The organism is Variovorax raffinosi (genome assembly GCF_051216615.1).
In the GTDB taxonomy this organism is placed as follows: Bacteria; Pseudomonadota; Gammaproteobacteria; order Burkholderiales; family Burkholderiaceae_C; genus Variovorax.
In genome coordinates, this window is sequence record NZ_JBPJZR010000002.1 from 17,711 (window position 1) to 43,393 (window position 25,683).

23 protein-coding genes and 2 pseudogenes are annotated in these 25,683 nt (G+C 66.7%); 18 read left to right on the top strand and 7 right to left on the bottom strand.

The window, feature by feature from the left end; genetic code table 11:
- Nucleotides 1-17: 17 nt before the first annotated feature.
- From ACSFB7_RS06185 to ACSFB7_RS06195, 3 genes are all read right to left on the bottom strand, one after another.
- Complete coding sequence (locus ACSFB7_RS06185) at nucleotides 18-1,292, bottom strand: M20 aminoacylase family protein (RefSeq protein WP_435468131.1); 1,275 nt, start codon at nucleotides 1,290-1,292, stop codon at nucleotides 18-20.
- Nucleotide 1,293: 1 nt separating this feature from the next.
- Complete coding sequence (locus tag ACSFB7_RS06190) at nucleotides 1,294-2,274, bottom strand: ABC transporter permease (RefSeq protein ID WP_435468133.1); 981 nt, start codon at nucleotides 2,272-2,274, stop codon at nucleotides 1,294-1,296.
- 173 nt (nucleotides 2,275-2,447) lie between these two features.
- The gene (locus tag ACSFB7_RS06195; RefSeq protein ID WP_435468135.1) at nucleotides 2,448-3,761 is read right to left on the bottom strand and encodes a porin; all 1,314 of its coding nucleotides are present in this window, start codon (nucleotides 3,759-3,761) and stop codon (nucleotides 2,448-2,450) included.
- Between the two features lie 281 nt (nucleotides 3,762-4,042).
- On the opposite strand from ACSFB7_RS06195, the gene coq7 reads away from it, so the two are divergent.
- Nucleotides 4,043-4,672 carry a 2-polyprenyl-3-methyl-6-methoxy-1,4-benzoquinone monooxygenase gene (coq7, locus tag ACSFB7_RS06200; RefSeq protein WP_435468137.1) on the top strand — a complete coding sequence of 210 codons (630 nt, stop codon included), beginning with the start codon at nucleotides 4,043-4,045 and terminating at the stop codon, nucleotides 4,670-4,672.
- 7 nt (nucleotides 4,673-4,679) lie between these two features.
- Here coq7 and ACSFB7_RS06205 read toward each other — a convergent pair whose 3' ends face one another.
- The gene (locus ACSFB7_RS06205) at nucleotides 4,680-5,129 is read right to left on the bottom strand and encodes an OsmC family protein (protein ID WP_435469927.1); all 450 of its coding nucleotides are present in this window, start codon (nucleotides 5,127-5,129) and stop codon (nucleotides 4,680-4,682) included.
- Between the two features lie 270 nt (nucleotides 5,130-5,399).
- Here ACSFB7_RS06205 and ACSFB7_RS06210 point away from each other — a divergent pair.
- A pseudogene (locus tag ACSFB7_RS06210) lies at nucleotides 5,400-5,870 on the top strand (porin); the annotation flags it as partial.
- Nucleotides 5,871-5,997: 127 nt separating this feature from the next.
- Here the strand turns inward: ACSFB7_RS06210 and ACSFB7_RS06215 are convergent.
- A complete protein-coding gene (locus tag ACSFB7_RS06215; protein WP_435468139.1) occupies nucleotides 5,998-7,128 on the bottom strand; it encodes a hypothetical protein in 1,131 nt (376 codons plus the stop codon).
- A gap of 50 nt (nucleotides 7,129-7,178) precedes the next feature.
- On the opposite strand from ACSFB7_RS06215, the gene ilvA reads away from it, so the two are divergent.
- Nucleotides 7,179-8,792, top strand: coding sequence for a threonine ammonia-lyase, biosynthetic (gene ilvA, locus ACSFB7_RS06220; RefSeq protein WP_435468141.1), 1,614 nt, complete (start codon nucleotides 7,179-7,181; stop codon nucleotides 8,790-8,792).
- A gap of 91 nt (nucleotides 8,793-8,883) precedes the next feature.
- Here ilvA and ACSFB7_RS06225 read toward each other — a convergent pair whose 3' ends face one another.
- Nucleotides 8,884-9,507, bottom strand: coding sequence for a type II secretion system protein N (locus tag ACSFB7_RS06225; protein ID WP_435468143.1), 624 nt, complete (start codon nucleotides 9,505-9,507; stop codon nucleotides 8,884-8,886).
- A 49-nt stretch (nucleotides 9,508-9,556) separates the two neighbouring features.
- Between ACSFB7_RS06225 and gspG the strand changes: the two genes are divergently transcribed.
- From gspG to ACSFB7_RS06295, 14 genes and pseudogenes are all read left to right on the top strand, one after another.
- The gene (gene gspG, locus ACSFB7_RS06230; protein WP_435468145.1) at nucleotides 9,557-9,997 is read left to right on the top strand and encodes a type II secretion system major pseudopilin GspG; all 441 of its coding nucleotides are present in this window, start codon (nucleotides 9,557-9,559) and stop codon (nucleotides 9,995-9,997) included.
- A complete protein-coding gene (locus tag ACSFB7_RS06235; RefSeq protein WP_435468147.1) occupies nucleotides 9,972-10,478 on the top strand; it encodes a prepilin-type N-terminal cleavage/methylation domain-containing protein in 507 nt (168 codons plus the stop codon). Before gspG ends, ACSFB7_RS06235 begins: the two co-directional genes overlap by 26 nt.
- Complete coding sequence (gene gspI, locus ACSFB7_RS06240; protein ID WP_435468149.1) at nucleotides 10,475-10,855, top strand: type II secretion system minor pseudopilin GspI; 381 nt, start codon at nucleotides 10,475-10,477, stop codon at nucleotides 10,853-10,855. The genes ACSFB7_RS06235 and gspI overlap by 4 nt, the downstream gene beginning before the upstream one ends.
- Nucleotides 10,855-11,574 (top strand): PulJ/GspJ family protein, encoded by a 720-nt coding sequence (locus ACSFB7_RS06245; RefSeq protein WP_435468151.1) that lies wholly within the window; start codon nucleotides 10,855-10,857, stop codon nucleotides 11,572-11,574. The genes gspI and ACSFB7_RS06245 overlap by 1 nt, the downstream gene beginning before the upstream one ends.
- Nucleotides 11,571-12,581 carry a type II secretion system minor pseudopilin GspK gene (gene gspK, locus ACSFB7_RS06250; RefSeq protein WP_435468153.1) on the top strand — a complete coding sequence of 337 codons (1,011 nt, stop codon included), beginning with the start codon at nucleotides 11,571-11,573 and terminating at the stop codon, nucleotides 12,579-12,581. The genes ACSFB7_RS06245 and gspK overlap by 4 nt, the downstream gene beginning before the upstream one ends.
- A 126-nt stretch (nucleotides 12,582-12,707) precedes the next feature.
- Complete coding sequence (gspL, locus tag ACSFB7_RS06255; RefSeq protein ID WP_435468155.1) at nucleotides 12,708-13,919, top strand: type II secretion system protein GspL; 1,212 nt, start codon at nucleotides 12,708-12,710, stop codon at nucleotides 13,917-13,919.
- On the top strand, nucleotides 13,916-14,455 hold the full coding sequence (gene gspM, locus ACSFB7_RS06260) for a type II secretion system protein GspM (RefSeq protein ID WP_435468157.1): 540 nt from the start codon (nucleotides 13,916-13,918) through the stop codon (nucleotides 14,453-14,455). Before gspL ends, gspM begins: the two co-directional genes overlap by 4 nt.
- A 16-nt stretch (nucleotides 14,456-14,471) precedes the next feature.
- Nucleotides 14,472-15,275, top strand: coding sequence for a type II secretion system protein N (locus tag ACSFB7_RS06265; protein WP_435468159.1), 804 nt, complete (start codon nucleotides 14,472-14,474; stop codon nucleotides 15,273-15,275).
- Nucleotides 15,276-15,282: 7 nt separating this feature from the next.
- Complete coding sequence (gene gspD, locus ACSFB7_RS06270) at nucleotides 15,283-17,595, top strand: type II secretion system secretin GspD (protein ID WP_435468161.1); 2,313 nt, start codon at nucleotides 15,283-15,285, stop codon at nucleotides 17,593-17,595.
- 64 nt (nucleotides 17,596-17,659) lie between these two features.
- Complete coding sequence (locus ACSFB7_RS06275) at nucleotides 17,660-19,051, top strand: GspE/PulE family protein (RefSeq protein ID WP_435468163.1); 1,392 nt, start codon at nucleotides 17,660-17,662, stop codon at nucleotides 19,049-19,051.
- A gap of 18 nt (nucleotides 19,052-19,069) precedes the next feature.
- Entirely contained in the window at nucleotides 19,070-20,308 is a 1,239-nt protein-coding gene (gspF, locus tag ACSFB7_RS06280; RefSeq protein WP_435468165.1) for a type II secretion system inner membrane protein GspF, read from the top strand.
- Between the two features lie 22 nt (nucleotides 20,309-20,330).
- Nucleotides 20,331-21,230 (top strand): 5'-nucleotidase, encoded by a 900-nt coding sequence (locus tag ACSFB7_RS06285; RefSeq protein WP_435468167.1) that lies wholly within the window; start codon nucleotides 20,331-20,333, stop codon nucleotides 21,228-21,230.
- 111 nt (nucleotides 21,231-21,341) lie between these two features.
- Nucleotides 21,342-21,614: pseudogene (locus ACSFB7_RS06290) on the top strand (phospholipase domain-containing protein); the annotation flags it as partial.
- Nucleotides 21,615-21,634: 20 nt separating this feature from the next.
- On the top strand, nucleotides 21,635-23,032 hold the full coding sequence (locus tag ACSFB7_RS06295; protein WP_435468168.1) for an 8-oxoguanine deaminase: 1,398 nt from the start codon (nucleotides 21,635-21,637) through the stop codon (nucleotides 23,030-23,032).
- Between the two features lie 15 nt (nucleotides 23,033-23,047).
- Here the strand turns inward: ACSFB7_RS06295 and ACSFB7_RS06300 are convergent, their stop codons facing one another.
- Complete coding sequence (locus tag ACSFB7_RS06300; RefSeq protein ID WP_435468170.1) at nucleotides 23,048-23,467, bottom strand: hypothetical protein; 420 nt, start codon at nucleotides 23,465-23,467, stop codon at nucleotides 23,048-23,050.
- A gap of 209 nt (nucleotides 23,468-23,676) precedes the next feature.
- Between ACSFB7_RS06300 and ACSFB7_RS06305 the strand changes: the two genes are divergently transcribed.
- The gene (locus ACSFB7_RS06305) at nucleotides 23,677-25,683 is read left to right on the top strand and encodes a lipoxygenase family protein (protein ID WP_435468172.1); all 2,007 of its coding nucleotides are present in this window, start codon (nucleotides 23,677-23,679) and stop codon (nucleotides 25,681-25,683) included.

The following is a 25,683-nucleotide window of genomic DNA, read 5'->3' on the forward strand; positions in this document are numbered from 1 at the left end:
GGTTGAAATCGAACACATCACGACGCCGCGGTGGCGGCGGCTTTCCCTGGCTGCGCGCCGCGGGTAGCGGCAAGCGGCATGCCCTGCTCGATCAGGCCCGCATGCAACGCGGCGCCCAGCGGCAGGATCTCGTCATTGAAGTCGTAGCGGCTGTTGTGCAGGAAGGCGCCTTCGCGCACGTCCTGGCCGATGCGCAGGTAGGCACCCGCCTTTTTCTGCAGCATGAAGGAGAAGTCTTCGGCGCCCATGCTGGGCTCCATGCTGCGGTCGACATTCTTCGCGCCGACCAGCGACTCGGCCACGTCGGCCGCGAACATGGCCTCGGGCGAAGTGTTGATGGTGGCCGGGTAGATGCGCTCGTACTTGATGGTGGCGGTGGCACCGAAGCCGGTGGCCACGGCCGTGCACAGCTCTGTCAGGCGCTGCTCGACCTGCGCCTGCACGCGCGCGCTGAAGGTGCGCACGGTGCCGACCAGCGTGGCTTCTCCGGGCACGACGCTCATGGCGCCGAGATCGCCCGCCTGCATCGCGCAGATGCTGACGACGGCGGCGTCGATCGGGCGCACGTTGCGCGAGACGATGCTCTGCACCGCGGTGATGATGTGCGCCGCGACGATCACCGGGTCGACGGTGAGGTAGGCATGCGCGCCATGGCCGCCCTTGCCCTTGATGCTGATGGTGATGCGGTCGGCCGCGGCCATCATCGCGCCGCGGTTGATGCCGACGGTGCCGGCCGGCATGGCGGGCCAGTTGTGCATCGCGTAGACGGACTGCACGGGGAAGCGGTCGAACAGGCCGTCTTCGATCATCACGCGGGCGCCGGCAAAGCCTTCTTCGCCGGGCTGGAAGATCAACACGGCGGTGCCGTCGAAGTCACGGGTTTCGGCAAGGTAGCGGGCGGCGCCGACCAGCATCGCGGTGTGGCCGTCGTGGCCGCAGCCGTGCATGAGGCCTTCGCTGGCGGAGCGCCAGCCGAAGTCGTTGTCCTCGCGCATGGGGAGCGCGTCCATGTCGGCGCGCAGGCCGATCATGCGGCCGCTGGCAGTGGACTTGCCGCGGATGACGCCGACCACGCCGGTCTTGCCGATACCTTCGTGGATCTCGTCCACGCCGCAGGCACGCAGCGCCTCGCGCACACGACCCGAGGTGTAGACCTCTTCGAAGCCCAGTTCGGGATGGGCATGCAGGTCGCGGCGAAAGGCCGTGATCTCGGGGTAGAAGCTCGCGATGTGCGCGAACGCCCTGCCGGAGGCTTTCAGGCGCGGTGCGGTAGCGGTCGCTGCTATCGTCATTTCAATGCCCTCCTGCCTTGCCCACGCGCAGACGCGGATCGACCACGAAGTACAGCAGGTCGACCACGAGGTTGATCACCACGAAGATCAAGGCAATGAGGCACAGGTAGGCGGCCATCACCGGGATGTCGGCGAAGGTCACGGCCTGGATGAACAGCAGGCCCATGCCGGGCCACTGGAACACCGACTCGGTGATGATGGCAAAGGCGATCAGGCCGCCGAGCTGCAGGCCGGTGATGGTCATCACGGGCACCAGCGTGTTCTTGAGCGCGTGGCCGAAATGGATGGCCCGGTTCGAGAGGCCGCGTGCGCGCGCGAACTTGATGTAGTCGGTGCGCAGCACCTCGAGCATCTCGGCACGCACCAATCGCATGATGAGCGTGAGCTGGAAGATCGCCAGCGTCACCGCCGGCAGCACGATGTGGTGCCAGCCGTCGGCGCTGAAGAGGCCGCTGGTCCACCAGCCGAACTTCACGGTATCGCCTCGGCCGAAGCTCGGGAACCAGCCCAGCGTCACGGCGAAGACGAGGATCAGCAGGATGCCGATGAGGAAGGTGGGCAGCGACACGCCGAGCAGCGACACGGTCATGAACACCTGGCTCATGAAGCTGCCGCGGCGCAATGCGGTGTACACGCCCATCGGAATGCCGATGAACAGCGCCAGCGCAGCTGCCACGAGCGCGAGTTCGAGCGTGGCCGGGAAGCGCTCGCCGATCAAGCGCGAAACCTTCGCGCCCTGGCGCAGGCTCAGGCCGAACTCGCCCTGTGCCGCATTGACGAGGAAATGCCAGAACTGCACGAAGAAGGGCTGGTCGAGCCCCAAGGCAGAGCGCAGTTCACGGATCTGATCGGGCTTGGCGTCTTGTCCCAACAGGAACACAACGGGGTCACCGACATATTGGAACAAGAGGAAGGCGATGAACGCGACCGCGACCATCACGATCACGGCCTGGATCAGGCGGCGCAGTACAAAGGCAGTCATTCAGAAACAAAAGTGATCGGGCATGCTAGCAGTGCAAGGTGCGTGCCCGCACGGTGGTTCCCCGGGGGTGCGCTGCATGTTTTTCCGAGTTTCAGAACGAAAAAAAGCCACTCGACTTTCGTCGAGTGGCTTTCGAGCTTTTCGATTCGAAGCTGGCTTACGCCAGCGTCAAATTAGAAAGCGTGACGGATACCGAAGTCGTAGCCGGTTGCGCTCTTCGGAGCGTAGCCGCCACCCGTCAGGTAACCAGGCGAGCCGCCGGTCACTGCGTTCATCGCGCCCGTACCGTCGTTGTAGGCGGTCTTCAGGTTGATGCGCGACAGCGTAGCGTACAGAGCAGTGCGCTTCGACAGGTTGTGCACGTAGCCGATAGCGAACTGGTTCGCACGAGCGTTGTTGTTGCCCGTGTTGAAGAAGTTGAACGTCTGCGGAGCGCCGTTCTTGAACTTCACCGACGAGTACGAAGCGCGGATCAGGCCAGCGCCGACCGGCACCGTCACACCCAGCAGGTAACCGTTGTACTTGTCGTTCGTCGTGGTGCTCGTCAGGAACGGCAGGCCACCGATGTTCACAGGCGTACCCAGTTCGTTCTTGTCCTTGGTTTGCGACAGTTCACCGAACAGCTTGACGGGACCGAAGTCGTAAGAAGCACCCAGGTTGAAGGTGTTGATCTTGCGATCTTGCGTGCCAGCAAGTGCTGCCGAGTCGGCAGCCGTGCTTTGACCGTACGAAGCGGCGACGTCCAGCGGGCCGTTGGCGTAGCCGAAACGGCCACCAACGTAACGACCCTTCGACGACGGGCTGCTGAAGCCGGTGTCGCTCGACTTGGTGTTCTCATGCAGCGCGTACATGAACTGACCGTAGAAACCACCCAGGTTCGGCGGCAGGAAGTAGCCGATCGAGTTGCTCGAACGAACATAGTTGTCGCTGGCAGCAACCGAAGAGCCGGGGCCCACGGAGCTGGCCAGACGGCCGCCGATGTTCGAGATCAGGTTGGTGCCAACGCCGTTGGTGCCGAACGGATCGAACACGGTGTCGTTCCAGAACGTCGGGGTGTAGTCGCGGCCGAGGCGGACTTCACCGAACGGACCCGACAGGCTCACCGTCGAACGACGGTTGAAAGCCAGGCCGCCGTTACGGTCGGTCGTGGAGCCAGGGGTACCCTGCAGACCACCGAGGCCGGTGTCGTTGTTCAGACCGGCTTCGAGCCAGAAGCTAGCAGCCAGGCCACCACCGAGGTCTTCCGTACCACGGAAGCCCAGACGGCTCGAGTTGTAACCCGAGTTGGCCAGCGCGGTTTGGCTTTGCTTACGACCAGCGGGAACAGCGAAAGGCTGGATCGCGAACGGGGTCGACGGCTGCCAGGTGCTCTTGGTCGAGTAGTTACTGATCGACGCGTCGACCACACCGAACAGCGTGACGGACGACTGGGCCGAGGCAACACCGGCAACAGCCAGGGCAGCCAGAGCAACTAGAGATTTTTTCATTGCAAGTTTCTCCAAGGTTAAACATAGGGCTCCGGTGCGAAGGGCTCACCGTGACTGGCACTTAGTGCTCCCACCGGACCCCGGGCCAACCTCCTTTTGGGAAGTTGATGCTATTGCACCAGAGCCGCTGCGGCAGGGCAAAACAATTCGCCCGAAATCTTGGATGGCCTGCGCGTTTCGTTGCAGTCCTGCAACAAAGGACTTAGCCCGTCGAGCGCACCACAATATGAAATCAAACGACGATTCCGCGCGGCATTTGCCATGTGCGTTCAAATAGCTGCATGACGCCCCTGCTCGACCCCGTTCTGACCGCAGCAGATGCGGCATTGCGCACGCTTTTTGCTCGTCCCCATGCAACCCGGCCCATCCCCCCGCCTTCGCAAGCGGCCGGAGAGATGAGCGAAAGCGAACGCCGGGACGCCGGTGCGCTGATGCGCGTGAATCATGTGGGTGAAGTCTGTGCGCAGGCGCTTTACACGGCCCAGGCGGCCGTCGCACGCGATCCGGCACTTCGCGCCCAGCTCATGGAGGCCTCGCATGAAGAGACCGATCACCTCGCATGGACACGCCAGCGCCTCGACGAACTCGGCGCGCGGCCTTCGATCCTGAATCCGCTCTGGTATGCGGGGGCTTTCGGTCTCGGCCTCGTCGCGGGGCGCCTCGGGGATCCGCTGAGCCTTGGGTTCGTCGCGGAAACCGAACGCCAGGTGGAAGCTCACCTCGACAGTCACCTGGATCGTCTTCCTCCTGCTGACAGTGCTTCCAGGGCCGTGGTCGAGCAGATGAAGCTCGATGAAGCACGTCACGCCGCACAGGCCGTCGACGCTGGCGCGGCAGAACTTCCAGCACCGGCCAAGGCCCTGATGCGCGTGGCCTCCCGCGTGATGACCATGCTGGCACACCGCATCTAGGGCAGGCTCAGGTTTCGATCAGTTCGAAACTGGTGGTGATCTCGGCGGTCTTCGCAAGCATGATGCTTGCCGAGCAATAGGTTTCGTGGCTCAGTGCAATCGCGCGCTCCACGGCAAGCGTCGGAATGCCCTTCCCCGCCACGGTGAAGTGCATGTGGATTTTCGTGAAGACCTTCGGGTCTTTTTCCGCACGCTCGCTGGTCAGCTTGACGCTGCAGCGCTCGACACGATGGCGCCCGCGCTTCAGGATGAGCACGACGTCATAGGCCGTGCACCCTCCCGTACCCGCCAACACGGCCTCCATCGGCCGGGCCGCGAGGTTCTGTCCGCCGTTTTCGGGTTTCGCGGCATCGGGGGCGCCATCCATCATCAAAACGTGGCCACTGCCCGTTTCGGCGACAAAGCCCATGGCCGATCGGGTGCCTGCGTCGCCAGTCCAACTTACTGTGCATTCCATGGTTTTTGAAGGTTCCAGTCGGGGATGTCGGGCAAAAATGCACGTCAGCATCCATTTATGTGTGGGAAAAGCATCACTCGCTTGTTGCAACGCAACAAACAGTCGATATACTTTATTTCATTGCGCGCCAAGCTGTGCGCACCCAGTTGTCTCCTCCACCCTTCCAATTGGTGGATTTAGCCCCGAGCTGCAAAGCTCGGGGCTTTTTTCTTTCCGGTGAGCCTCGGGCGCCGAAGCCACTCTAGTGCGCGTCCGAAAAGGGCAACTGCTCTGGCTGCCCTGGCTGTTGCCGGTGTTGCCTCGGCCCAGTCGTCCGTCACGCTGTTCGGTGTGGTCGACGCGTCGATCAGTGGCTATTCGAACAGTTCGCGTGACACGCGCAACGGTCTCATCAATCTAGGCAGCGCCAAAACCAGCAGCCGTCAACTGGCCAGCGGGAGCTACAACGCCAGCCGTTTGGGCTTCCGTGGCACGGAAGACCTCGGTGGTGGCCTGGCCGCCAGCTTCTGGCTCGAAGCGCCGATCAGCAATGACGACGGCCAACAAGGTGTTGCGACGTTCAATCGTCGTTCGACGGTGAGCCTGTCGGGTCCGTTCGGCGAAGTCCGCCTTGGCCGTGACTACACCCCGACGTTCTGGAACGACACCGTGTTCGATCCGTTCGGCACCAACGGCCTTGGCCTGACGACCGGCGGCCCGGCTTTCATCGCCAACAGCACCTTCACCCCGAAGACCTCGACCGGCTACGACTTCGGCATCCGTCACGCGTTCTGATCCGTAAGTCTTGATTCCCATGCTGGCTCGCGCCAGTTCGAATCGGCAAAGCCTCAAGCTGCCCAGCTCACGCTGGGCAGCTTTTTGTGTTTCCTCAACTCATCCGGCCACGCCTGCTTTGCAGCAGCCCCACATTCATTTCTCCGCTCAGCACCGATGCGTAGAAACGCTCGACCATGTTGACGCTCGTTCGCGCATTGCGTGCCAAGGTCAGCATGTCGATCCCCTGTCCATACAGAAGTCGCAACGTGATTGCGGTATGGCGCAGGCAATACAACGTCCTCGATTGACCCAGCGGCCCTTTTTCGAGCCCCGTCTTTTCGAGCACCCAGTGAAAGAAGAAGTTGAGCACCGCGAGCGCGTGCTCGCGGTTCTTCAACTGCGGCAGGAAGATGTAGTCTTCCGCCCCGCCGAAACCATGCTCGCGGCGATGAGCGAGCAAGCATCCGTAAACACGCACGGCCGGACGCAAGCTCACGATGGGCTGGCTGTGCCGCTTGGTCTCCGGCAGGTTCATCCGCAGGTAGACATGCTTGCCGCGCACGACCTCGATGTGCTTGTGCTTCATGAGCTTGATGTCGCTCGGACGAACGAAGGTGTTCACCATCCAGCGGATCAACCAGGGCAACTCGTCGGGCATGACGAGCAACTCGCGCGCAATCCAGAAACGCTCGCCAGCCGAAAGTCGGTCGAGCACCGGATGCGAATGTCCGCGCAGGTTGCGCGCAGCAGCAATCAACGCCCTGTACTCCGCAACGCTGAAGCTGCCGCGCGGCTGGCTGCGCACCTTGATCTTCGGAAATGCGGGTGCGTCGCGCAGCACGCCGGTGTGCACACCGTGCATCACGACCTTGCGCAACAACACCAGGTACTGGGCGATCGTCGTGCTTGTGAAACCTTGCGCGCCAAGGTGGTCAATCAAGCGTTGCGCATCGGCCGTCGCGAACTCTTGCGCGGGCAAATCACCGAGCAGGGGAACGATGTGTGCACGCAATCTGTTGCCCATCACTTGCCATGTGGGCCGTCCAATTTCGTTTCGCTGAACGCGTGCGGCCTCGGCTTTCATCAGTCCCTGGGAAAGGTCACTGACAGAAACTGATAACAAATTTTGCTCGACGTTTACTGGTTTGGCGGGCGCATGAATCGCGGAATAGTTGCGCGTAAAAAAACCCGAATCATTTGCTGCTGGGACGCGGGAGAAGAGGTTTATGACATTTGTGTCCATGTACTCTTCCGCAAGCAATCCCGATGCCTCTTATCATCGTCAGTTAGCAAATGAAAACTCCCTTGAAAAAAATCGTGCGCGATGCGCCTGTTCATTCGGCGCTGACGCCCGCTGACTATCTCAGAAAAATTCTCAACGCCCGGGTTTACGACGTTGCTGTCGAGTCCGCGCTGGAGAAAGCGCGCGCGCTCAGCGAGAGGCTCGGCAACACCGTTCTGCTCAAGCGCGAAGACCAGCAACCTGTCTTCAGCTTCAAGCTGCGCGGTGCGTACAACAAGATGGCGCACCTGAATGCGGAGCAATTGGCCAGAGGTGTGATTTGCGCGTCGGCCGGCAATCACGCGCAAGGCGTCGCATTGGGTGCACGCAAACTCGGCACGCGTGCGGTCATCGTCATGCCGGTGACCACGCCCAAATTGAAAATCGATGCGGTGCGCGGCTTCGGCGGTGAAATCGTCTTGCACGGCGACAGTTATTCAGACGCCTATTTGCACGCGCTCGAATTGCAGGTCCAGCAAAACCTGACCTTCGTTCATCCATTCGACGACCCCGATGTGATTGCAGGCCAAGGCACCATCGCCATGGAAATCCTGCGGCAACACCAGGGCCCGCTCGATGCCGTGTTTGTGGCAATCGGCGGCGGCGGCCTGATCTCCGGCGTGGCCAACTACATCAAGGCCGTGCGCCCCGAGATCAAGGTGATCGGCGTGCAGATGAACGACTCCGACGCCATGATGCAATCGGTCGCAGCGCACCAGCGTGTGAGCCTGCCCGACGTGGGCCTGTTCTCGGACGGCACCGCCGTCAAGCTCGTCGGCGAAGAAACCTTCCGCATCGCCAGCAACCTGGTGGACGACTACATCGCCGTCGACACCGATGCCGTGTGCGCCGCCATCAAGGACGTCTTCGTCGACACGCGCAGCATCGTCGAGCCAGCAGGTGCGCTGGCAGTGGCGGCGATCAAGGAATACGTCGCGCAGCACGGCCGCCAGGGCGAGACCTATGCGGCGATCCTGTGCGGCGCCAACATGAACTTCGACCGGCTGCGTTTCGTGGCCGAGCGGGCCGAAGTCGGCGAGGAGCGCGAAGCACTGTTCGCAGTCACGATCCCCGAAGAGCGCGGCAGCTTCCGCCGCTTCTGCGAACTGGTCAGCGAGATGCCGGCGAGCACCGCCGAAGCCTCTGGCGGCGGCGGTGCACCGCGCAACGTGACCGAGTTCAACTACCGCATCAGCGATGCTGCCAAAGCGCACGTGTTCGTCGGCCTTACGACGTCGGCACGCGGTGAATCGGCCACCATCGCGAAGACCTTCATCGACCACGGCTTCGACGCGCTCGACCTCACGCACGACGAACTCGCCAAGGAGCATCTGCGGCATCTGGTGGGTGGCCGCACGGGCCTGGCACACGACGAACGACTGCTGCGCTTCGTGTTCCCCGAGCGTCCCGGTGCGCTGCTCAAGTTCCTGAGCCTGATGCGGCCGAACTGGAACATCAGCCTGTTCCACTACCGCAACCAGGGCGCCGACTACGGCCGCATTCTGGTCGGGTTGCAAGTGCCGGCCGGGGAATCCGCCGCCTTCGATGCCTTCCTCGAAACGCTGGGCTATCCCTACGTCGAGGAAACGACCAACCCGGCGTACCGCCTGTTCCTGCAGGCCTGACTGACGCACGACGGAAAAAGAAAAGCCGGCGCAAGGCCGGCTTCGGTCGTTCGGTCGTTCGGTCGCGCACTCGCGCGACAAACAAACAGCGCTATTGAGCAGCCGCCTGCGGCGGCACCGTCATTGCAGGCTGCAGCGAGGAGGTCCCGCCGGTTTGCGGCGGTGCTGCCATGGCCGGCATCGTCGACGGCAGGAGCCCTGCCGGTGCAGGCAGCGGCGCGGGCACGACAGCCATCGGGGCCGGCGGCACGCTGCTGACGCTGATCGGCGCGCGCACCGGCAACTGCAGCGTGAACGCAGCCGGTCCGTCGAGCTGGGCACCAAGCGTTGCGGCGCGAACACCCACCGACTGCAACACGTAGTTGTCACCGACCCGCGAGCCGACGCGGAACGGCCGCGGCGGCTTGCCGTCGATGGAGATCAGCGCGGCCCCTTGCTTCGAGGGATCCGCCACCACGCCCGACAACGCGAAGCGGCTGGCCGCTTCGGGAGCCACGGGCGCCGTGTGCGACGAAGGAAGCACGCCGAGCAGCCGCGCGACCGCGTCGGAATCGGCGGACACCGAAGGTCGAGGCATGGTCGCGGCAGCAGCGACAGCATCGGCCGGCGAAGCCAGGCGCAGCACCCAGAACACCGCGGCGCCAGCGGCCAGCGCCCAAAGGCCGGTCGTTGCAAGTGGGGCATGCCAGCGGGCTGCGGAGTAAGGACTTGTCATGGCCGCGGATTATCATGCAGCGCGCTTTCCGAACCATGTCACCCAACCTATGACCAAATTCCTTCGTGCCGCTTCCCGCACCGCCCAACGGGGCTTCACGCTGATCGAACTGATGGTGGTGCTGGTCATCATCGGCGTGCTGGCGGCATTGATCGTGCCGAACGTGATCGAGCGTGCCGACGACGCCCGCGTGACGGCCGCCCGCACCGACATCAACAACCTGATGCAGGCGCTCAAGCTCTACCGACTGGACAACCAGCGCTACCCAACCGCCGAGCAGGGCCTGCAGGCGCTGCTCACGCGCCCGACCAGCGGGCCGGCCGCACCCAACTGGAAGCCTTACGTCGAGAAGCTGCCCAACGACCCCTGGGGCCATCCGTACCAGTACATGAACCCGGGCATCAAGGGCGAAATCGACGTGCTCTCGTTCGGCGCCGATGGCGTGAGTGGCGGCGAAGGCAAGAATGCCGACATCGGCAGCTGGCAATAGCGGCACGGGCGCCCGGCGCCACACAAGGCAACAACAGCCACGCACCGCTCGCGGCTTCACCCTGCTGGAGCTGATCGTCGTGATCGCGATCATCGCGATCGCCACCGCCAGCGTGAGTTTTGCGATGCGCGACACCAACGCGGCCAAGCTCGACCGCGAGGCCGACCGGCTCGCCGCCCTGCTCGAATCGGCCCGTGCGCAATCGCGGGCCAGCGGTGTCGCGGTGCGGTGGCGCCCGGTCGAAGGCAGTTTCGTGTTCGATGGCCTGCCGGCCGATGCACTGCCCCGCGGCTGGGTCGCCGAGGGCATCACGGCCCAGGCCTCGCTCGCCAATGGCGTACTGGTTCCCGCCCTGCAGCTAGGCCCCGACCCGATCATCGCGGCGCAGCAGGTCATGCTGTATTCCGCCGGGCCGCCTGCGCGTTCGCTGCGCATCGCCACCGATGGCCTGCGCCCCTTCACCGTCTCCACCGTGCCATGAGCCGCAGGCCTGCTTCTTCTTCACGCGTCGGCGGCTTCACGCTGATCGAAGTGCTTGTCGCGCTCGGCATCGTCGCGCTGGCGCTGGCCGCCGGCTCGCAGGCGACGATGTCGCTGACGCGCAATGCGCAGCGGCAGTCCGACCTGGTGCTGGCCGACCTGTGCGCCGAGAACGAACTCGCCAAGGCCCGCCTGTCGCGGCAGATGCCGGCCGTGGGCGACTCGGGCTCGATCTGCGTGCAGGCGGGCGCATCGTTCAACGTGACGACCTCGACGGTGTCCACGCTCAACCCGAATTTCCGCCGCGTCGACGTGCAGGTGCGCGACGAGGGCAATGCGCCGATCCTGCGCATCTCGACCGTGATCGGGCGCTTCTGATGACGCCACGCACCCATCACCCGAAAGCCCCGCGCGGCTTCACGCTGATCGAACTGCTGGTGGCCATCTCCGTCATGGCGCTGCTTTCGCTCGTGAGCTGGCGCGGCCTGGACAGCATGTCGCGCGCCACCACGCAGAACCAGCAGCGCGCCGACGCCGTCCTCACGCTGCAGGCCACGCTCGCCCAATGGGGCGCCGACCTCGACGCCACGACCGCCCTGGCGCAGACCCGCCCGATCGACTGGGACGGCCGCGTGCTGCGCCTCACGCGCCGCAACAGCGACGCGACCGCGCCGTCGGTGCTGGTGGTCGCATGGACGCTGCGCGGCGGCCCCGACGGCATGCGCTGGCGGCGCTGGCAATCGCCCTCCTTCACCACGCGCGGCGAATGGCAGCAGGCCTGGAACCTCGCCGCCAGTTGGGCGCAGGACGGCGGCGCGCAACCCGGCGGCTACGGCGACGTCGCCTTGATGGCCGCGGACAGTTGGCAGCTCTACTTCTTCCGCGACAACACCTGGGCGCCAGCCGGCCAGTTGCCCAATGCCACGCCGCCGCCGACCAATCCGCCCACGCCGGGCAACCCAGCCAACCCCACCGGCCCGATCGTCAACATGCCCGACGGCGTGCGCCTGGTGCTGAGCCTGCCGCCGGGCGACGGCCTGTCGGGCGTGCTGACCCGCGACTGGGTCCGCCCGACGGTCGGAGCGCCGAAATCATGACGACGCAGCGCACCGCCAGGCCGATGAACCGCGCGCGCCGCCAGGCCGGCGCCGCGCTGCTCGCCGCGATGCTGACCGTGATGCTGGTCGCCACCTTCTCCGCCGCGGCACTGTGGCAGCAATGGCGCGCCTCGGAAGTCGAAGGCGCCGAGCGCGCGCGCGTGCAGGCGGCCTGGGTGCTGATCGGCGCGCTCGACTGGTCGCGGCTGATCCTCGGCGAAGACGGCCGCGCCGGCGGCCCCGATCACCTGGGCGAGCCCTGGGCCGTGCCGCTGGAGGAAGCGCGCCTCACCAGCTTCCTGGCGGCCGACAAGAACGTGTCGAGCGACAGCCTCGACGGCCTGCCCGACGCCTTCCTGTCGGGCCGCATCGTCGATGCGCAGTCCAAGCTCAACGTGCTGTCGCTGGTCGACGGCGGCAAGCCGGTGCCGGCGAGCCTCGCCACCTTCACCCGGCTGTTCAACCTGCTGGGCCTGCCGGTGTCGGAACTCAACCTGATGGCCAACCGCCTCGCAAGCACGCTGTCGAACGGCACCACGTCCGATGGCAGCGCCGATCCCGACGCCGGTGCTGCGCCGCTGATGCCGCAGGAGGTCTCGCAACTGGTGTGGCTCGGCCTCTCGCCCTCGACCGCCTCGGCGCTCGAGCCCTACGTGACGATCCTGCCGGTGCGCACCACGCTCAACATCAACACCGCCAGTGCCGAGGCGATCAGCGCCAGCATGGAATCGCTCAGCATCGCCAACGCGCGCCAGTTGGTGGACCGGCGCACGCGCTCCTTCTTCAAGGACCTCGCCGCCGCCAACGCCGCCTTGCCCAACGGCAGCACGCCCTTCAACGCGACGCAGCACGGCGTGGGCACGCAGTTCTTCGAGGTGTACGGCAAGCTGCGGCTTAACCGCACCTGGGTCGAGGAGCACTCGCTCCTGCAGCGCAACGGTGTCACTGTGACGACGATCTGGCGCACGCGCGGCGCCGGCGCAACAAACACTCCGGTCAAACCCTGATCTCGATGACATTTCTATAACAAAAAAGCCTTCTAACGGCCGTCACACCTACGCGCTACGCTATCGAAATTGGAGCGTTTGCCTGTAAGACGCCCACCTACAATCACCGGCTTTTCCAAGATCGACATGACTCCCCTGCTGCTCATTGCCCCCCTCCCTCCGGCCGACGCCGCGGGTGAGTACGACTGGGCCCAGGCAGGCGACGACGGCATTGCGTTGCGCAACCAAGGCCGCGCGCTGCTGGCGCTCTTGCCCTCGAGCACAGAAGTCACGCTCGGCATTCCTTCCGCTGTGCTGTCGTGGCATCGCATCACGCTGCCCAAGGGCAGCATGGGCAGCGCGTCCAAGTTGCGCGCCGTGCTCGACGGCCTGCTCGAAGAGCATCTGCTCGACGAGCCCGAGGCCCTGCACTTCGCGCTCGAACCCGACGCCAAGGCGGGTGGCCCGGTGTGGGTCGCGGCCTGCAACCGCATCTGGCTGCGCAGCATCGTGCAGGGGCTCGAAGCGGCCGGTCGGCGCGTGGTGCGCATCGTCCCCGAGTTCGCGCCGCAGCCGGTCGACGGCCCGCCGCTGCTGCAGATCACCGGTGAGCCCGAGGCACCGCAGCTCACGGTCTGCGATGCCGACGGCGTCGTCTCGCTGCCGCTGGCCGGCGCCGGGCTGGCCCTGTCGGGCGGCCTGCCGCTGGACACCGCCGTCATCACCACCGAACCCGCCGTGGCCGAAGCGGCCGAGCACCTGCTCGAGCGCCGCGTGCCCATCGTGCAGACGCCGCAGCGCTGGCTGCAGGCCGCGCGCACGCCCTGGGAGCTGGCGCAGTTCGACCTTGCCGTGACGGGCCGCGCGCGCGCCGGCAAGAAGTTCGCGTCGGTGTTCCAGACCCTGCGCTATGCGCCCGAATGGCGCGCCGCGCGCTGGGGCGTCGTGGTGCTGCTGCTGACCCAGTTGATCGGCCTCAACGCCTGGGCCTGGAAGGAGCGCAACTCGCTCGAAACCAAGCGCAAGGCCGCCGAGGTCATCCTGACCCAGACCTTCCCCTCGGTGAAGATCGTGGTCGACGCGCCGCTGCAGATGGCGCGCGAAGTCTCGGCGCTGCAGCAGGCCGTGGGCGACGTGGCCGGCAGCGACTTCGAACCCATGGTCGGCGCGCTCGCCACGAACCTTCCGCCCGGCAAGGTGCCGAGTGCCGTCGACTACAGCGCCGGCCAGTTGCGCCTGCGCGGCCTCGGGCTGCAACCCTCCGAGGTCTCCCAGCTCACCGGCGCGATGGCGCCGCGCGGCTACAACGTGCGCACCGAAGGCGATCTGCTGCTGGTACAGGCCGAGGCCACCCGATGAATTTCAGCGAACAGCTCAAGGCCCGCTGGGCCACCCTTGAAGCGCGCGAGCGCCGCATGGTCGCCGCCGCCATCGCACTCGTGGCAGTGGCCCTGCTCTGGTGGATTGCGCTGGCTCCCGCGTTGCGCACGCTGTCCGCGGCCCCGGCCGAGCATGCAAAGCTCGATGCCCAGTTGCAGCAAATGGCCACCTTGCAGAACCGCGCGAAGGCGCTGCAGTCGCAGCCCCGGCTGAACCGCGACGACGCGATGCGCGCGCTCGAAATCTCGGTGCGCGAGGGCCTCGGCACGAACAATGCCCAGCTCATGAACGCCGGCGGCGACAGCGCCACCGTCACGCTGCGCGCGGCGCCCGCCCACACGGTCGCCCAGTGGCTGGCGCAGGCACGCGGCAACGCCCATGCCGTGCCGCGCGAAGCCCACCTGACCCGCGCGCCCGCCGCCCCGCCGGCGGCAGGCGGCAAGGACGCGTCGTCGCAAACCCCGCAGGTCCGCTGGGAAGGCACGCTCGTCATGGCGCTCCCCGCAGCGCGATGAGCCACGGCAACCCGGCATGGTGACGCGCCCTCTTCCTCTTCCCGAAACCAGGCCGCGCCGCGGCTGGCGCTGGGCGCTGCTCGGCATTGCGATCGGCGCGGTGCTGGCGGTGGTGCTGTTCGCGCCGGCACGCTGGCTCTCGGGCGCCCTGTCGAACTGGAGCCAGGGCCGGCTGGTGCTGGCCAACCCGCGCGGCACCGTCTGGAACGGCACCGCCGCCGTGGTGTTCGCCAGCGGCGTCGGTGGCGCCGAAGCCATCTCGCTACCGGGCCTGCTGCACTGGCGCATGCGGCCGAACTGGAGTGGCCTGTCCGCCAGCCTCGACCTGCCCTGCTGCGCGGCCACGCCGCTCGAACTCAAGGCCAGCCTGCGCGCCGGCGGCATGCAGCTCGAATGGCAGGACGCCCGCTCGCGCTGGCCCGCGACCATGCTCACCGGCCTGGGCGCGCCCTGGAACACGCTCAAGCTCGACGGTGCGCTCGACCTCTCCACCAAGGCCTTCGCAATGCAGTGGGACGGCCCCACGCTGCGCATCGCGGGGCAGGCGACGCTCGACGCCACCGATGTTTCTTCCAGCCTGTCGACCCTGCGGCCGATGGGCAGCTACCGGCTCACGCTCGAAGGCGGCAACCGCCCCACGCTGCTGCTCAGCACGCGCGAGGGCAGCCTCGAGCTGAACGGCAGCGGCAGCTGGAACGGCACCACGTTCCGCTTCAATGGCGAGGCCAGTGCCGCGCCCGGCCGCGAAGACGCGCTTTCCAATTTGTTGAACATCATCGGACGACGCGACAACGCGCGTTCGATCATCACCCTGGGTTGATCCGATCATGATGAAGCCACTGTCTTCGCCCGGCGCCCGCCTCGGCATCGTCGCACTCGCGGCGCGCATGCTGATCGCGGCGTCCCTCCTGCAGGCCGTCGCGCCTGCCTTCGCGCAGGCCGGCGACGCACCGCGGCGCGGCGAACCGATCACGCTGAACTTCGCCAACGCCGACATCGAGGCCGTGGCACGCACCATGGCGGTGGTGACCGGGCGCGACGTGGTGGTCGATCCGCGGGTCAAGGGCACGATGAACCTGGTCACCGACCGCGCCATCGCGCCGGCCGCCGCGTTCAACCAGTTCGCCTCGGCCCTGCGCCTGCAGGGCTTCACGGTGGTGGAGGCCGACGGCCTCTACAAGGTGGTGCCCGAGGCCGATGCCAAGCTGCAGAGCAGCACGGTCAACACCTCCATCGGCGCGACCGCATCGAGCGGCAGCAACCAGATCGTCACGCAGATCTTCAGGCTGAACTACGAGTCGCCGAACAACCTGCTGCCGGTGCTGCGCCCGCTGATCCCGCCGAACAACACCATCAACGTGAACCCGGGCAACAACTCGCTCGTGATCACCGACTACGCCGACAACATGCGCCGGCTGGCCCGCATCATCGCGTCGCTCGACGTGCCCAATGCGTCGGACATCGAGGTCATCCAGCTCAAGCACTCCGTTGCCACCGACCTGCTGCCGCTGGTGCAGCGGCTGGTCGACGGCAGCGGCTCGGGCGCACCGGGCGCCGCTGCCGCGCCGGGCGCGGCCGATGCGTCGTTCCGCACCACGCTGCTGGCCGATCCGCGCAGCAACTCGCTGATCTTGCGCGCAGCCAATCCGGCGCGCGTGCAGCTCATTCGCACGCTGGTCGAAAAGCTCGACCGCGTGGCCACGGACAGCAGCAACGGCGCGGCCGGCAACATCTATGTGGTCTACCTGAAGAACGCCGACGCGGTGCGGCTGGCGGCCACGCTGCGCGCGGCAATGGCGGCGAACCAGCAGACGGGCACGCAAGGTGCGGCAGGTGGTGGCGGCGGCAGCCCGGTGCCACAGCAAAGCAGCGCGCCACAGGCCATGCAGGCCAGCATGAGCGGAAGCAGCGGCGGAGGCTCGGCCGCCGCCAATGCACCGCTGAACAACAACAACCAGCCCTCGACCGGCGGCCAGATCCAGGCCGACCCGACGACCAACTCGCTGATCATCACGGCGCCCGAGCCGCAGTACCGCCAGATGCGCGCGGTGATCGACAAGCTCGACGGCCGGCGCGCGCAGGTCATGATCGAAGCGCTGATCGTCGAGGTCAACGCCACCAAGGCCGCGAACTTCGGCGTGCAGTGGCAAAGCGCGCTGGGCAACAACGCCGTCATCGGCACCAACTCCAGCCTCAACAAGTCCAACATCCTGGCCCTGACCGCGGCGCTGGCCACCAAGAACGTCGCCGGCGTGGCGGGCGGGATTTCTTCCGGCCTGAACATCGGCATCGCCGGCAAGATCGGTGGCCAATACGTCCTGGGCGCAATCGCCAACTTCTTCAGCAGCGACGGTGACGCCAACATTCTCTCGACGCCCAACCTGCTGACGCTGGACAACGAAGAAGCAAAAATCGTCATCGGCCAGAACGTGCCCTTCCCGACCGGCTCGTACGCCAGCACCTCGGGCTCGGTGGGCGTGAACCCGTTCACCACCGTCGAGCGCAAGGACGTCGGCCTCACCCTGCGCGTGCGTCCGACCATCAACGAGAACGGCACCGTGAAGATGACGATCTTCCAGGAGACCTCGACCGTCGATCCCGCCTCGCTGAACGCCGCCAACGGCCCCACCACCAACAAGCGCTCGATCGAATCCACCGTGCTGGTGGAAGACGGCGGCCTCGTCATGCTGGGCGGCCTGCTCTCGGACACCTACAACAACAACATCGAGAAAGTGCCGCTGGCCGGCGACATCCCGGTGCTGGGCAACCTGTTCAAGAACGAGAACCGCACGCGCGTCAAGAACAACCTCATGATGTTCCTGCGTCCGGCCGTGATGCGCGACGGCACCGCGACCGAGGCCTTCGCCTACGACCGCTACGACGAGATCCGCGGCCTGCAGCAGCAGGTGCAGCCGAACACCGACAACGTCATGCTGCGCAACGTCGACGCCGCCGCCGTGCTGCCGGAAGCCCCGCTGGCGCGCTCGCCCAACCGCGGCAGCGGCAGCACCCGCATGGAAGGCACGCAGCTCATTCCACCGCCGCAGCCCGCGGTGGACAACCGCAAGCTGGCCCCGAGCCCGCTGCGCGGCGCGCTGCCGCCCACGGCCGACCCGGTGACCTCGCGCGAACTGCCCTGATCGCCCCGATCGTTCTATCCTTCGTTCCAACGCCATCCACGCACACGCCCCGCTGACCCTGCCCATGCGCTATCCCCTGCCCTATGCCTTCGCTCGCAGCCAGCAGTTGCTGCTCGAGGAAGCCGACAACGGCCGCTACACGCTGTGGATGTCGGCCCAACCCGCGCGCAGCGCGGTCGGCGAGGTGTCGCGCAAGTACGGCGTGCAGGCCTTCGAGGTGCTGGCCGACGGCGTGCTGGCGCAGCGCATCAGCGCGGCCTATGCGCAAGGTGAATCGAGCGCCGCCGCGGTGGTGAGCGAAGTGCAGAACGACGCCGACCTCTCGCGCATGATGCAGGAGCTGCCGGCGGTCGAAGACCTGCTGGCCAGCGCGGGCGACGCGCCCATCATCCGCATGCTGAACGCCCTGCTCACGCAGGCCGCGCGCGACGGCGCCAGCGACATCCACATCGAGCCCTACGAACGCACATCGTCCGTGCGCTTTCGCATCGACGGCACGCTGCGCGAAGTGGTGCAGCCCAACCGCGCGCTGCACGCCGCGCTGATCTCGCGCCTGAAGATCATGGCCGACCTCGACATCTCCGAGAAGCGGCTGCCGCAGGACGGGCGCATCAGCTTGCGCATCGGCACACGAGCGGTCGACGTGCGCGTCTCCACGTTGCCGAGCGCGCATGGCGAACGCGCCGTGCTGCGTCTTCTGGACAAGAGCGAATCGAAGCTCACACTCGAATCGGTGGGCATGCAGGGCGACACGCTGCAGCGCTTCGAAAAACTCATCACGCAGCCGCACGGCATCATCCTCGTGACCGGCCCGACCGGCTCGGGCAAGACCACCACGCTGTATGCCGCGCTGGCCCGGCTCGATGCGAGCCGCAGCAACATCATGACGGTGGAAGACCCGATCGAGTACGAGCTGCCGGGCGTGGGCCAGACGCAGATCAACGCGAAGATCGAGCTGACTTTCGCCAAGGCCCTGCGCGCCATCCTGCGGCAAGACCCGGACGTGATCATGATCGGCGAAATCCGCGACTTCGAGACCGCGCAGATCGCCATCCAGGCGTCGCTCACGGGCCACCTCGTGCTGGCCACGCTGCACACCAACGATTCGGTGAGCGCCGTCACGCGGCTGACCGACATGGGCGTCGAGCCCTTCCTGCTGAGCTCGTCGCTGCTGGGCGTGCTCGCGCAGCGCCTCGTGCGCAAGGTCTGCACGAGTTGCGGCGGCCCGGGCTGCGATGTCTGCGGTCAGACCGGCTACCAGGGCCGCACCGGCATCTTCGAGCTGCTGGTGGCCGACGAAACCGTGCAGGGCCTGATCCACAGCAAGGCGGCCGAGAGCGAACTGCTGCAGGCCGGCGCGCGCGGCGGCCTGCGCCTGATGCGCGAAGACGGCGAGCGGCTGGTGCAGGCCGGCATCACCTCGCGCGCCGAACTGTTGCGCGTCACGCGCGACTGACGCTGCGGCCTTCTTCCCATGCCCGCCTATTCCTTCGAAGCCATCGATGCCAGCGGCCAGTCGCGCGAAGGCGTGCTGGAGGCCGACACCGCGCGCAGCGCCCGCAGCCTGTTGCGCGCACAGGCGCTGATTCCGCTGTCGGTCACGCCGGTCGGCAGCGACCACATCAACGGCACCGGCCAGCGCAGCGGCCTCGGCCGATGGCTCGGCGGCGGCAAGCGCGTCTTCAATTCCACCGGCCTTGCGGTGTGGACGCGGCAGCTCGCGGGCCTCGTGTCCTCGGGCCTGCCGCTCGAACGCGCGCTGACCGCGCTCACCGACGAAGCCGAGTCCGAGCCGCAACGCAACCTCGTCGCCTCGCTGCGCGCCGAGGTCAATGCGGGCTCGCCTTTTGCGCGTGCGCTGTCTGCCCACTCGCGCGAGTTCTCGCCCATCTACACGGCCGTGATCGGCGCCGGCGAGCAGAGCGGCAACCTCGGACTGGTGCTCGACCGCCTCGCCGACGACCTCGAAGAACGCCAGGCACTGCAGCAGAAGCTGATCGGCGCGGCGCTGTACCCGGCCATCGTCACGCTGGTGGCCATCGTCATCGTGATCTTCCTCGTGAGCTACGTGGTGCCGCAGGTGGCGCAGGTGTTCGCGGGCACCAAGCGCTCGCTGCCCTTCCTCACCACGGTGATGCTGGCGCTGAGCGCGGGCGTGCGCAGCTACGGCTGGTGGATGCTGTGCGGGGTCGTGCTCGCCGCCATCGGTGTGCGCGTGGCGCTGGCGCAGGAAGCCTTCCGCCTCAAGTTCGATGCCGCCTGGCTCAAGCTGCCGCTGGTCGGCAAGCTCGCGCGCGGCTACAACGCGGCGCGTTTCGCGAGCACGCTCGCCATGCTGGCCACGGCCGGCGTGCCGATCCTGCGGGCGCTGCAGGCCGCCTCCGAAACGCTGGGCAACCGCGCGATGCGCGCCGATGCGCTCGATGCGCTGGTGCTGGTGCGCGAAGGCGCGCCGCTGGCCTCGGCACTGGCGCAGAAGAAACGCTTTCCGGGCCTGGTCTCGATGTTCGCGCGACTGGGCGAGCAGACCGGCACGCTGCCGCTGATGCTGCAGCGCGCCGCCAATCAACTGGGCGCCGAAGTGCAACGCCGCGCGATGCACCTGGCCACCATCCTCGAACCGCTGTTGATCGTGGCAATGGGCGGCGTGGTCATGCTGATCGTGCTGGCCGTGATGCTGCCGATCATCCAGCTCAACCAGTTCGTCAAGTGACAACGGCCAGGAAGCAGAACGCATGCCGGTAACGCTCGAAGACAAGCTCGTGGTCGCGATCTCCTCGCGGGCGCTGTTCAACCTCGAAGAAGAAAACCGCATCTTCGAGGCCGGCGACAACGAGGGCTACATGAAGCTGCAGCTCGATCGCATCGACGTGCCGGCCGCCCCCGGCATCGCCTCGTCGCTGATCCGCAAGCTGCTGCGCTTCAACGAAGATGGCGTGCAGCGCGTCGAGGTGGTGATCCTCTCGCGCAACGACCCGGTCTCGGGCATGCGCATCTTCAAATCGAGCGCGGCGGCCGACATCAAGCTGCAGCGCGGCGTGTTCACGCAGGGCCGCCCGCCCTTCGGCTACCTGCGCCCGCTGCGCGCGCACCTGTTCCTGTCGGTCAACGAACAGGACGTGCGCGAGGCGCTCGGCGCGGGCTTTCCGGCCGCGCGGGTGCTGGTCGAATCGGTGAAGGCCAGCGATGCGTGGCCGAACGAAGTGCGCATTGCCTTCGACGGCGACGCCGTGCTGTTCTCCGACGAGGCCGAGCGCGTGTTCCAGGCCGAAGGCCTCGACGCCTTCCAGGCGCATGAGCTGAGCAAGGCCGACCTGCCGCTGCCCGAAGGCCCGTTCAAGCCGCTGCTGACCGCGCTGCACCGCCTGCAGACGGCCGGCAATGCGCAGATGCGCATTCGCACCGCGCTCGTCACCGCGCGCAGCGCGCCGGCGCATGAACGCGCGATCCGCACGCTGATGAAGTGGAACATCCGCGTCGACGAGGCGATGTTCCTCGGCGGCCTGCCCAAGGGCGAGTTCCTGCGCGAGTTCGAGCCCGATTTCTTCTTCGACGACCAGACCGGCCATGTCGATGCGGCTTCGCTGCATGTGCCTGCCGGCCATGTGTCCAGCGGCATCAGCAACGAGCCCTGAACGCGGCGCTAAGCAGCGCCATGCCTTCGTTTCGCCTGTCCTGGCCCGTCGTTGGGCATGGTGCTGTCACGCCTGCGGAATAGAACCCGGAATGCGCTGCGCGCCCTGAACGCCAACGGCAACGTCCATCTGCGCATGCGCAACGACGGCAAGAACGCATGCACCATCACCGCCAAGGCCTACCGCACCGACGGCCCGTGGACCGCGACGGTGAACGACGGCGTGACCGCAGACCATCGCTGGGACCTGGCAAGCAGCGGCCAGTGCTACGACTTCGCCCTCACCTGCGACGCCGACCCCGCCTACTACCGGCGCTTCGCGGGCCGCGTGGAGACCGGCAAGCACACGGTGAGCGATCCGGCGATGGGCTTGCCGGACCTTTGAGCGCGGGCAAGAATGCCGGCATGCTGATCCTTCGACATGCCGACGTTCTGGTCACCATGGACGCCGCGCGGCGCGAAATCGCCGATGGCGCCGTGGTGTGCGACGGGCCCGCCGTGGCCTGGGTGGGGCCTACTGCCGAGTTGCCCACCGTGTACCTCGATGCACTGCGCAACGGCGGCGCGGAAGCCATCGACATGCACGGCCACGTCGTGATGCCGGGCCTGGTCAACACGCACCACCACATGTACCAGAGCCTCACGCGCGCCGTGCCCGAGGCGCAGGACGCGGAGCTCTTCGGCTGGCTCACCCACCTGTACCTGCTGTGGGCGCGCCTCACGCCCGAGATGATCCGCGTGTCGACGCAGACCGCGATGGCCGAGCTGATGCTCTCGGGCTGCACCACCACCAGCGACCACCTCTACCTTTTTCCCAACGGCTCGAAGCTCGACGATTCGATCGAGGCGGCCGATGCGATGGGCATGCGCTTTCATGCCGCGCGCGGCAGCATGAGCGTGGGTCGCAGCGCCGGTGGCCTGCCGCCTGATGAAGTGGTGGAGACGGAAGAAGCCATCCTGCGCGACAGCGAACGGCTCATTGGCCGCTGGCACGACGCCTCGCGCCATTCGATGCGCCGCATCGTGCTCGCGCCCTGCTCGCCGTTCTCGGTCTCGCGCGACCTGATGCGGCTGTCGGCCGAACTCGCACGCGAGCGCGGCGTGTCGCTGCACACGCACCTGGCCGAGAACGACAACGACGTCGCCTACTCGCGCGAGAAGTTCGGCATGACCCCGGCCGAGTACGCCGAAGACCTGGGCTGGGTCGGCCGCGACGTGTGGCACGCGCACTGCGTGAAGCTCGACGAAGCGGGCATCGCGCTGTTCGGCCGCACCGGCACCGGCGTGGCGCACTGCCCCTGCTCCAACATGCGGCTCGCCTCGGGCATTGCGCCCATCGGCGCGATGCGCCGCGCGGGCGTGCCCGTGGGGCTGGGCGTGGACGGCAGCGCTTCGAACGACGGCGCCCACATGCTGGGCGAAGCGCGGCAGGCCATGCTGCTGCAGCGCGTGGGCTACGGCCCGGCCGCGATGACGGCACGCGAAGCGCTGGAGATCGCCACGCTCGGCGGCGCGCGTGTGCTGGGGCGCGACGACATCGGGGCGCTGGCGCCGGGCATGTCGGCGGATGTCGTGGCCTTCGATATGCGCGGGGTGGCGCATGCGGGTGCGGGGCATGACCTGGTGGCGGCGCTGGTGTTCTGCACGCCTGGTTCCGTGGCACTGAGCGTGATCAACGGGCGCGTGGTGGTCCGCCACGGCGACTTCACGGGACTGGAGCTGACGCCACTGCTGGCAAGGCACCGGGCATTGGCCCGCTCGCTCTACGAAGGCGCGCAGCACCCGCACGTGACCGGGCGCTGAGCACATCCACGACGGTCAATTCAGCCGGACCATCGGGCACGACAAGGACAGTCGCTCGGGCAGCGCAGAGTTTCGCCACTCTGGCTGGTCCTGCTTCCGATACGCCTCCAGCGACTGGTAGCCGCGCACATCCCAGCCGTACGTGCTGACCTGTTCCGCTTCGAATACCTCGTAGCGACACTGTCTGCTGCGCGTCGTGATGCGCACGGCAATCCGCTTGTGGTCGACGGTCAGGTCTTTCGCCAGAAGCTCATAACGGCTCGGCTTGCAAATGCTGTAGGTCGAGATCCATTCGACCGTCCTGGCACGCAGGTAGAGCCCGCCGGAACAGGCGCGCCCCGTTCCACTGAAAGCGCCAGTGAAGGGGGCATCGGCGGCGATGACGGTGCCAGTAAAGACCCACAGGGCCAATCCCATCGCCTTGGTTGCTTGCATGTGCGCTCCATTCTTTTGCGCATGGCGCCCACACAGTTTCGCCGTTTGGCGATGCGTACCTTCGCGCTAGGCACCAACCCTCATTGCCAACGCCAGAGCCCCTCCGCAGAATCCGCCCACTGAATAGAACGGTCGTTCGATTTAGTGGGCCGAACCCATCTCCCCCTTCCTCGGCTCCCCCCACATCCAAAACAACAGGGCCCCTTTCGATGAAGCGCAGAGACATCCTCAAATGGTCCGCCTCGGCGGGCGGCCTGGGCCTGCTGGCCGGCAAACCTTCGACCGCTTCGGCGGCCCTGCCGGTGCTCAAGCCCACGCTGCCGCAGAAGATCGATCCGATCAGCGCCACGCTGCGGCGGCTCGAACTGGTGGGGCGGCAGGCCACCTACCTCTGGACCGAATCGCACATCAACCTTGCCGGCGTGCCGATGGGTGCGGTGGTGCCGCTGAGCGAGCTGCCGGCGGTCGAGCACCAGTTGAAGACGGTGGCGAAGGCGGTCGAGGCGGTGATCAATTTCGCGGCCTCGTTCGCCACCAGCACGCTGGCGTCGAACAACCTGCAGACGCTCGACAACCTGCGCACGCGCATCGCCGGGCTGCAGGCCAGCTTCGACCAACTGGCCTCGCAGAACGCCGGGCTGCTCACGCTGCCGGCCGCGGTGCTGACGCTGCTGGCAACACTCACCAGCAGCGTGGGCGATGTCAGTACGCAGCTCAAGCAGATCCACCAGGACCTGTTGTCGCAAGGCCCGCTGGGCGCGCTCAACGGGCCGAAGACGCTCGCGCAGTACGACGCGCTGTTCGTGACCATCGACAAGCCCGCGATCTCGCAGATCCTGCATGACAACGACCTGTTCGCGTACGTGCGCGTGGGCGGGCCCAACCCGATGCTGCTGCAGCGCGCCACCTCGCTGCCGACGAAGTTTCCGCTGGTCGATGCGCAGTACCGGCAGGTCATGGGCAACGACGACAGCCTCGCGGATGCAGCCGCATCGGGCCGGCTCTACCTGCTCGACTACGTGGGCCTGGGCGACATGGCGCCGACCGGCCCGGTGACCAAGCCGCTCACGGGCACGAGCTATGTCTATGCGCCGGTCGCGCTGTTCGCACGGCCGAAGAACGGGCGCTCACTGGTGCCGGTGGCGATCCAGTGCGGGCAAGACCCGGCGCTGCATCCGATCTTCCTGCGCGTGGACGACACCACCAACGCCGAGGCCTACTGGGGTTGGCAGTCGGCCAAGACGACGGTGCAGGTGGCGGACTTCAACTACCACGAGATGTTCGTGCACCTGGGCCGCACGCACCTGATGTCCGAGGCCTTCACGATGGCCACGCAGCGGCAGTTTGCGACGGCACATCCGCTGAGCCGGCTGCTTTCGCCGCACCTCGAAGGCGCGATGTTCATCAACGAGTTCGCGACGCTGATCATCATGGCGCCGCTGACCACGGGCGACGTGATCCTGACCGCGCCCATCGAAACGCTGCAGCAGCAGTGCGGCCGCGACCGGCTGGCCTACGACTTCTACGACAGCATGCTGCCCAACGACCTGCGCACGCGCGGCGTGGACGATGCCACCGCGCTGCCCGACTACCCCTACCGCGACGACGCGCTGCTGGTGTGGAACGCCATCGCGCAGTGGGTCGGCGACTACGTGGCGACCTACTACATCGGCGACGGCGACGTCACCGGCGACTACGAACTCAAGGCCTGGGCGACCGAGCTGGCGACCACCGGAAAGATCAAGGGCTTTCGCGCGATCACCACGCGCGCGCAACTGGTCGATGTGCTGACCGCGATCATCTTCAACACCAGCGCGCAGCATGCGGCGGTGAACTTCCCGCAGTACTCGGTGATGACCTATGCGCCCTTCAGCGCGGGCGCGGGCGGCACGCCGGCCCCCACGGGCAACGCGGGCCAGAGCGAGGCGAGCTGGTCGCAGATGCTGCCGTCGCGGCTGGCGGCGCAAGAGCAGATCTTGCTGTTCCACATCCTCGGCGGCGTGTACTACCGGCCGCTGGGCGAATACAAGGACAACGCCTTCCCGCACCTGCCGGTGCTGCTCGACCCGGCCATCGCGGGGCCGGGCGGGCCGTTGGAGCGTTTTCGCAATGCACTGGGCGGCATCGAGAACACCATCCGCCAGCGCAACACCACGCGCTCGCGGCCTTACGAGCATTTGCTGCCGAGCCGGATTCCGTCGAGCACCAACATCTGA

Excerpts from the sequence above, each read along its gene's own strand:
- ACSFB7_RS06185 (WP_435468131.1), bottom strand. The coding sequence starts at position 1,292 with ATGACGATAGCAGCGACCGCTACCGCACCGCGCCTGAAAGCCTCCGGC.
- ACSFB7_RS06190 (WP_435468133.1), bottom strand. The coding sequence starts at position 2,274 with ATGACTGCCTTTGTACTGCGCCGCCTGATCCAGGCCGTGATCGTGATG.
- ACSFB7_RS06195 (WP_435468135.1), bottom strand. The coding sequence starts at position 3,761 with ATGAAAAAATCTCTAGTTGCTCTGGCTGCCCTGGCTGTTGCCGGTGTT.
- coq7 (WP_435468137.1), top strand. The coding sequence starts at position 4,043 with ATGACGCCCCTGCTCGACCCCGTTCTGACCGCAGCAGATGCGGCATTG.
- ACSFB7_RS06205 (WP_435469927.1), bottom strand. The coding sequence starts at position 5,129 with ATGGAATGCACAGTAAGTTGGACTGGCGACGCAGGCACCCGATCGGCC.
- ACSFB7_RS06215 (WP_435468139.1), bottom strand. The coding sequence starts at position 7,128 with ATGGACACAAATGTCATAAACCTCTTCTCCCGCGTCCCAGCAGCAAAT.
- ilvA (WP_435468141.1), top strand. The coding sequence starts at position 7,179 with ATGAAAACTCCCTTGAAAAAAATCGTGCGCGATGCGCCTGTTCATTCG.
- ACSFB7_RS06225 (WP_435468143.1), bottom strand. The coding sequence starts at position 9,507 with ATGACAAGTCCTTACTCCGCAGCCCGCTGGCATGCCCCACTTGCAACG.
- gspG (WP_435468145.1), top strand. The coding sequence starts at position 9,557 with ATGACCAAATTCCTTCGTGCCGCTTCCCGCACCGCCCAACGGGGCTTC.
- ACSFB7_RS06235 (WP_435468147.1), top strand. The coding sequence starts at position 9,972 with ATGCCGACATCGGCAGCTGGCAATAGCGGCACGGGCGCCCGGCGCCAC.
- gspI (WP_435468149.1), top strand. The coding sequence starts at position 10,475 with ATGAGCCGCAGGCCTGCTTCTTCTTCACGCGTCGGCGGCTTCACGCTG.
- ACSFB7_RS06245 (WP_435468151.1), top strand. The coding sequence starts at position 10,855 with ATGACGCCACGCACCCATCACCCGAAAGCCCCGCGCGGCTTCACGCTG.
- gspK (WP_435468153.1), top strand. The coding sequence starts at position 11,571 with ATGACGACGCAGCGCACCGCCAGGCCGATGAACCGCGCGCGCCGCCAG.
- gspL (WP_435468155.1), top strand. The coding sequence starts at position 12,708 with ATGACTCCCCTGCTGCTCATTGCCCCCCTCCCTCCGGCCGACGCCGCG.
- gspM (WP_435468157.1), top strand. The coding sequence starts at position 13,916 with ATGAATTTCAGCGAACAGCTCAAGGCCCGCTGGGCCACCCTTGAAGCG.
- ACSFB7_RS06265 (WP_435468159.1), top strand. The coding sequence starts at position 14,472 with ATGGTGACGCGCCCTCTTCCTCTTCCCGAAACCAGGCCGCGCCGCGGC.
- gspD (WP_435468161.1), top strand. The coding sequence starts at position 15,283 with ATGATGAAGCCACTGTCTTCGCCCGGCGCCCGCCTCGGCATCGTCGCA.
- ACSFB7_RS06275 (WP_435468163.1), top strand. The coding sequence starts at position 17,660 with ATGCGCTATCCCCTGCCCTATGCCTTCGCTCGCAGCCAGCAGTTGCTG.
- gspF (WP_435468165.1), top strand. The coding sequence starts at position 19,070 with ATGCCCGCCTATTCCTTCGAAGCCATCGATGCCAGCGGCCAGTCGCGC.
- ACSFB7_RS06285 (WP_435468167.1), top strand. The coding sequence starts at position 20,331 with ATGCCGGTAACGCTCGAAGACAAGCTCGTGGTCGCGATCTCCTCGCGG.
- ACSFB7_RS06295 (WP_435468168.1), top strand. The coding sequence starts at position 21,635 with ATGCTGATCCTTCGACATGCCGACGTTCTGGTCACCATGGACGCCGCG.
- ACSFB7_RS06300 (WP_435468170.1), bottom strand. The coding sequence starts at position 23,467 with ATGCAAGCAACCAAGGCGATGGGATTGGCCCTGTGGGTCTTTACTGGC.
- ACSFB7_RS06305 (WP_435468172.1), top strand. The coding sequence starts at position 23,677 with ATGAAGCGCAGAGACATCCTCAAATGGTCCGCCTCGGCGGGCGGCCTG.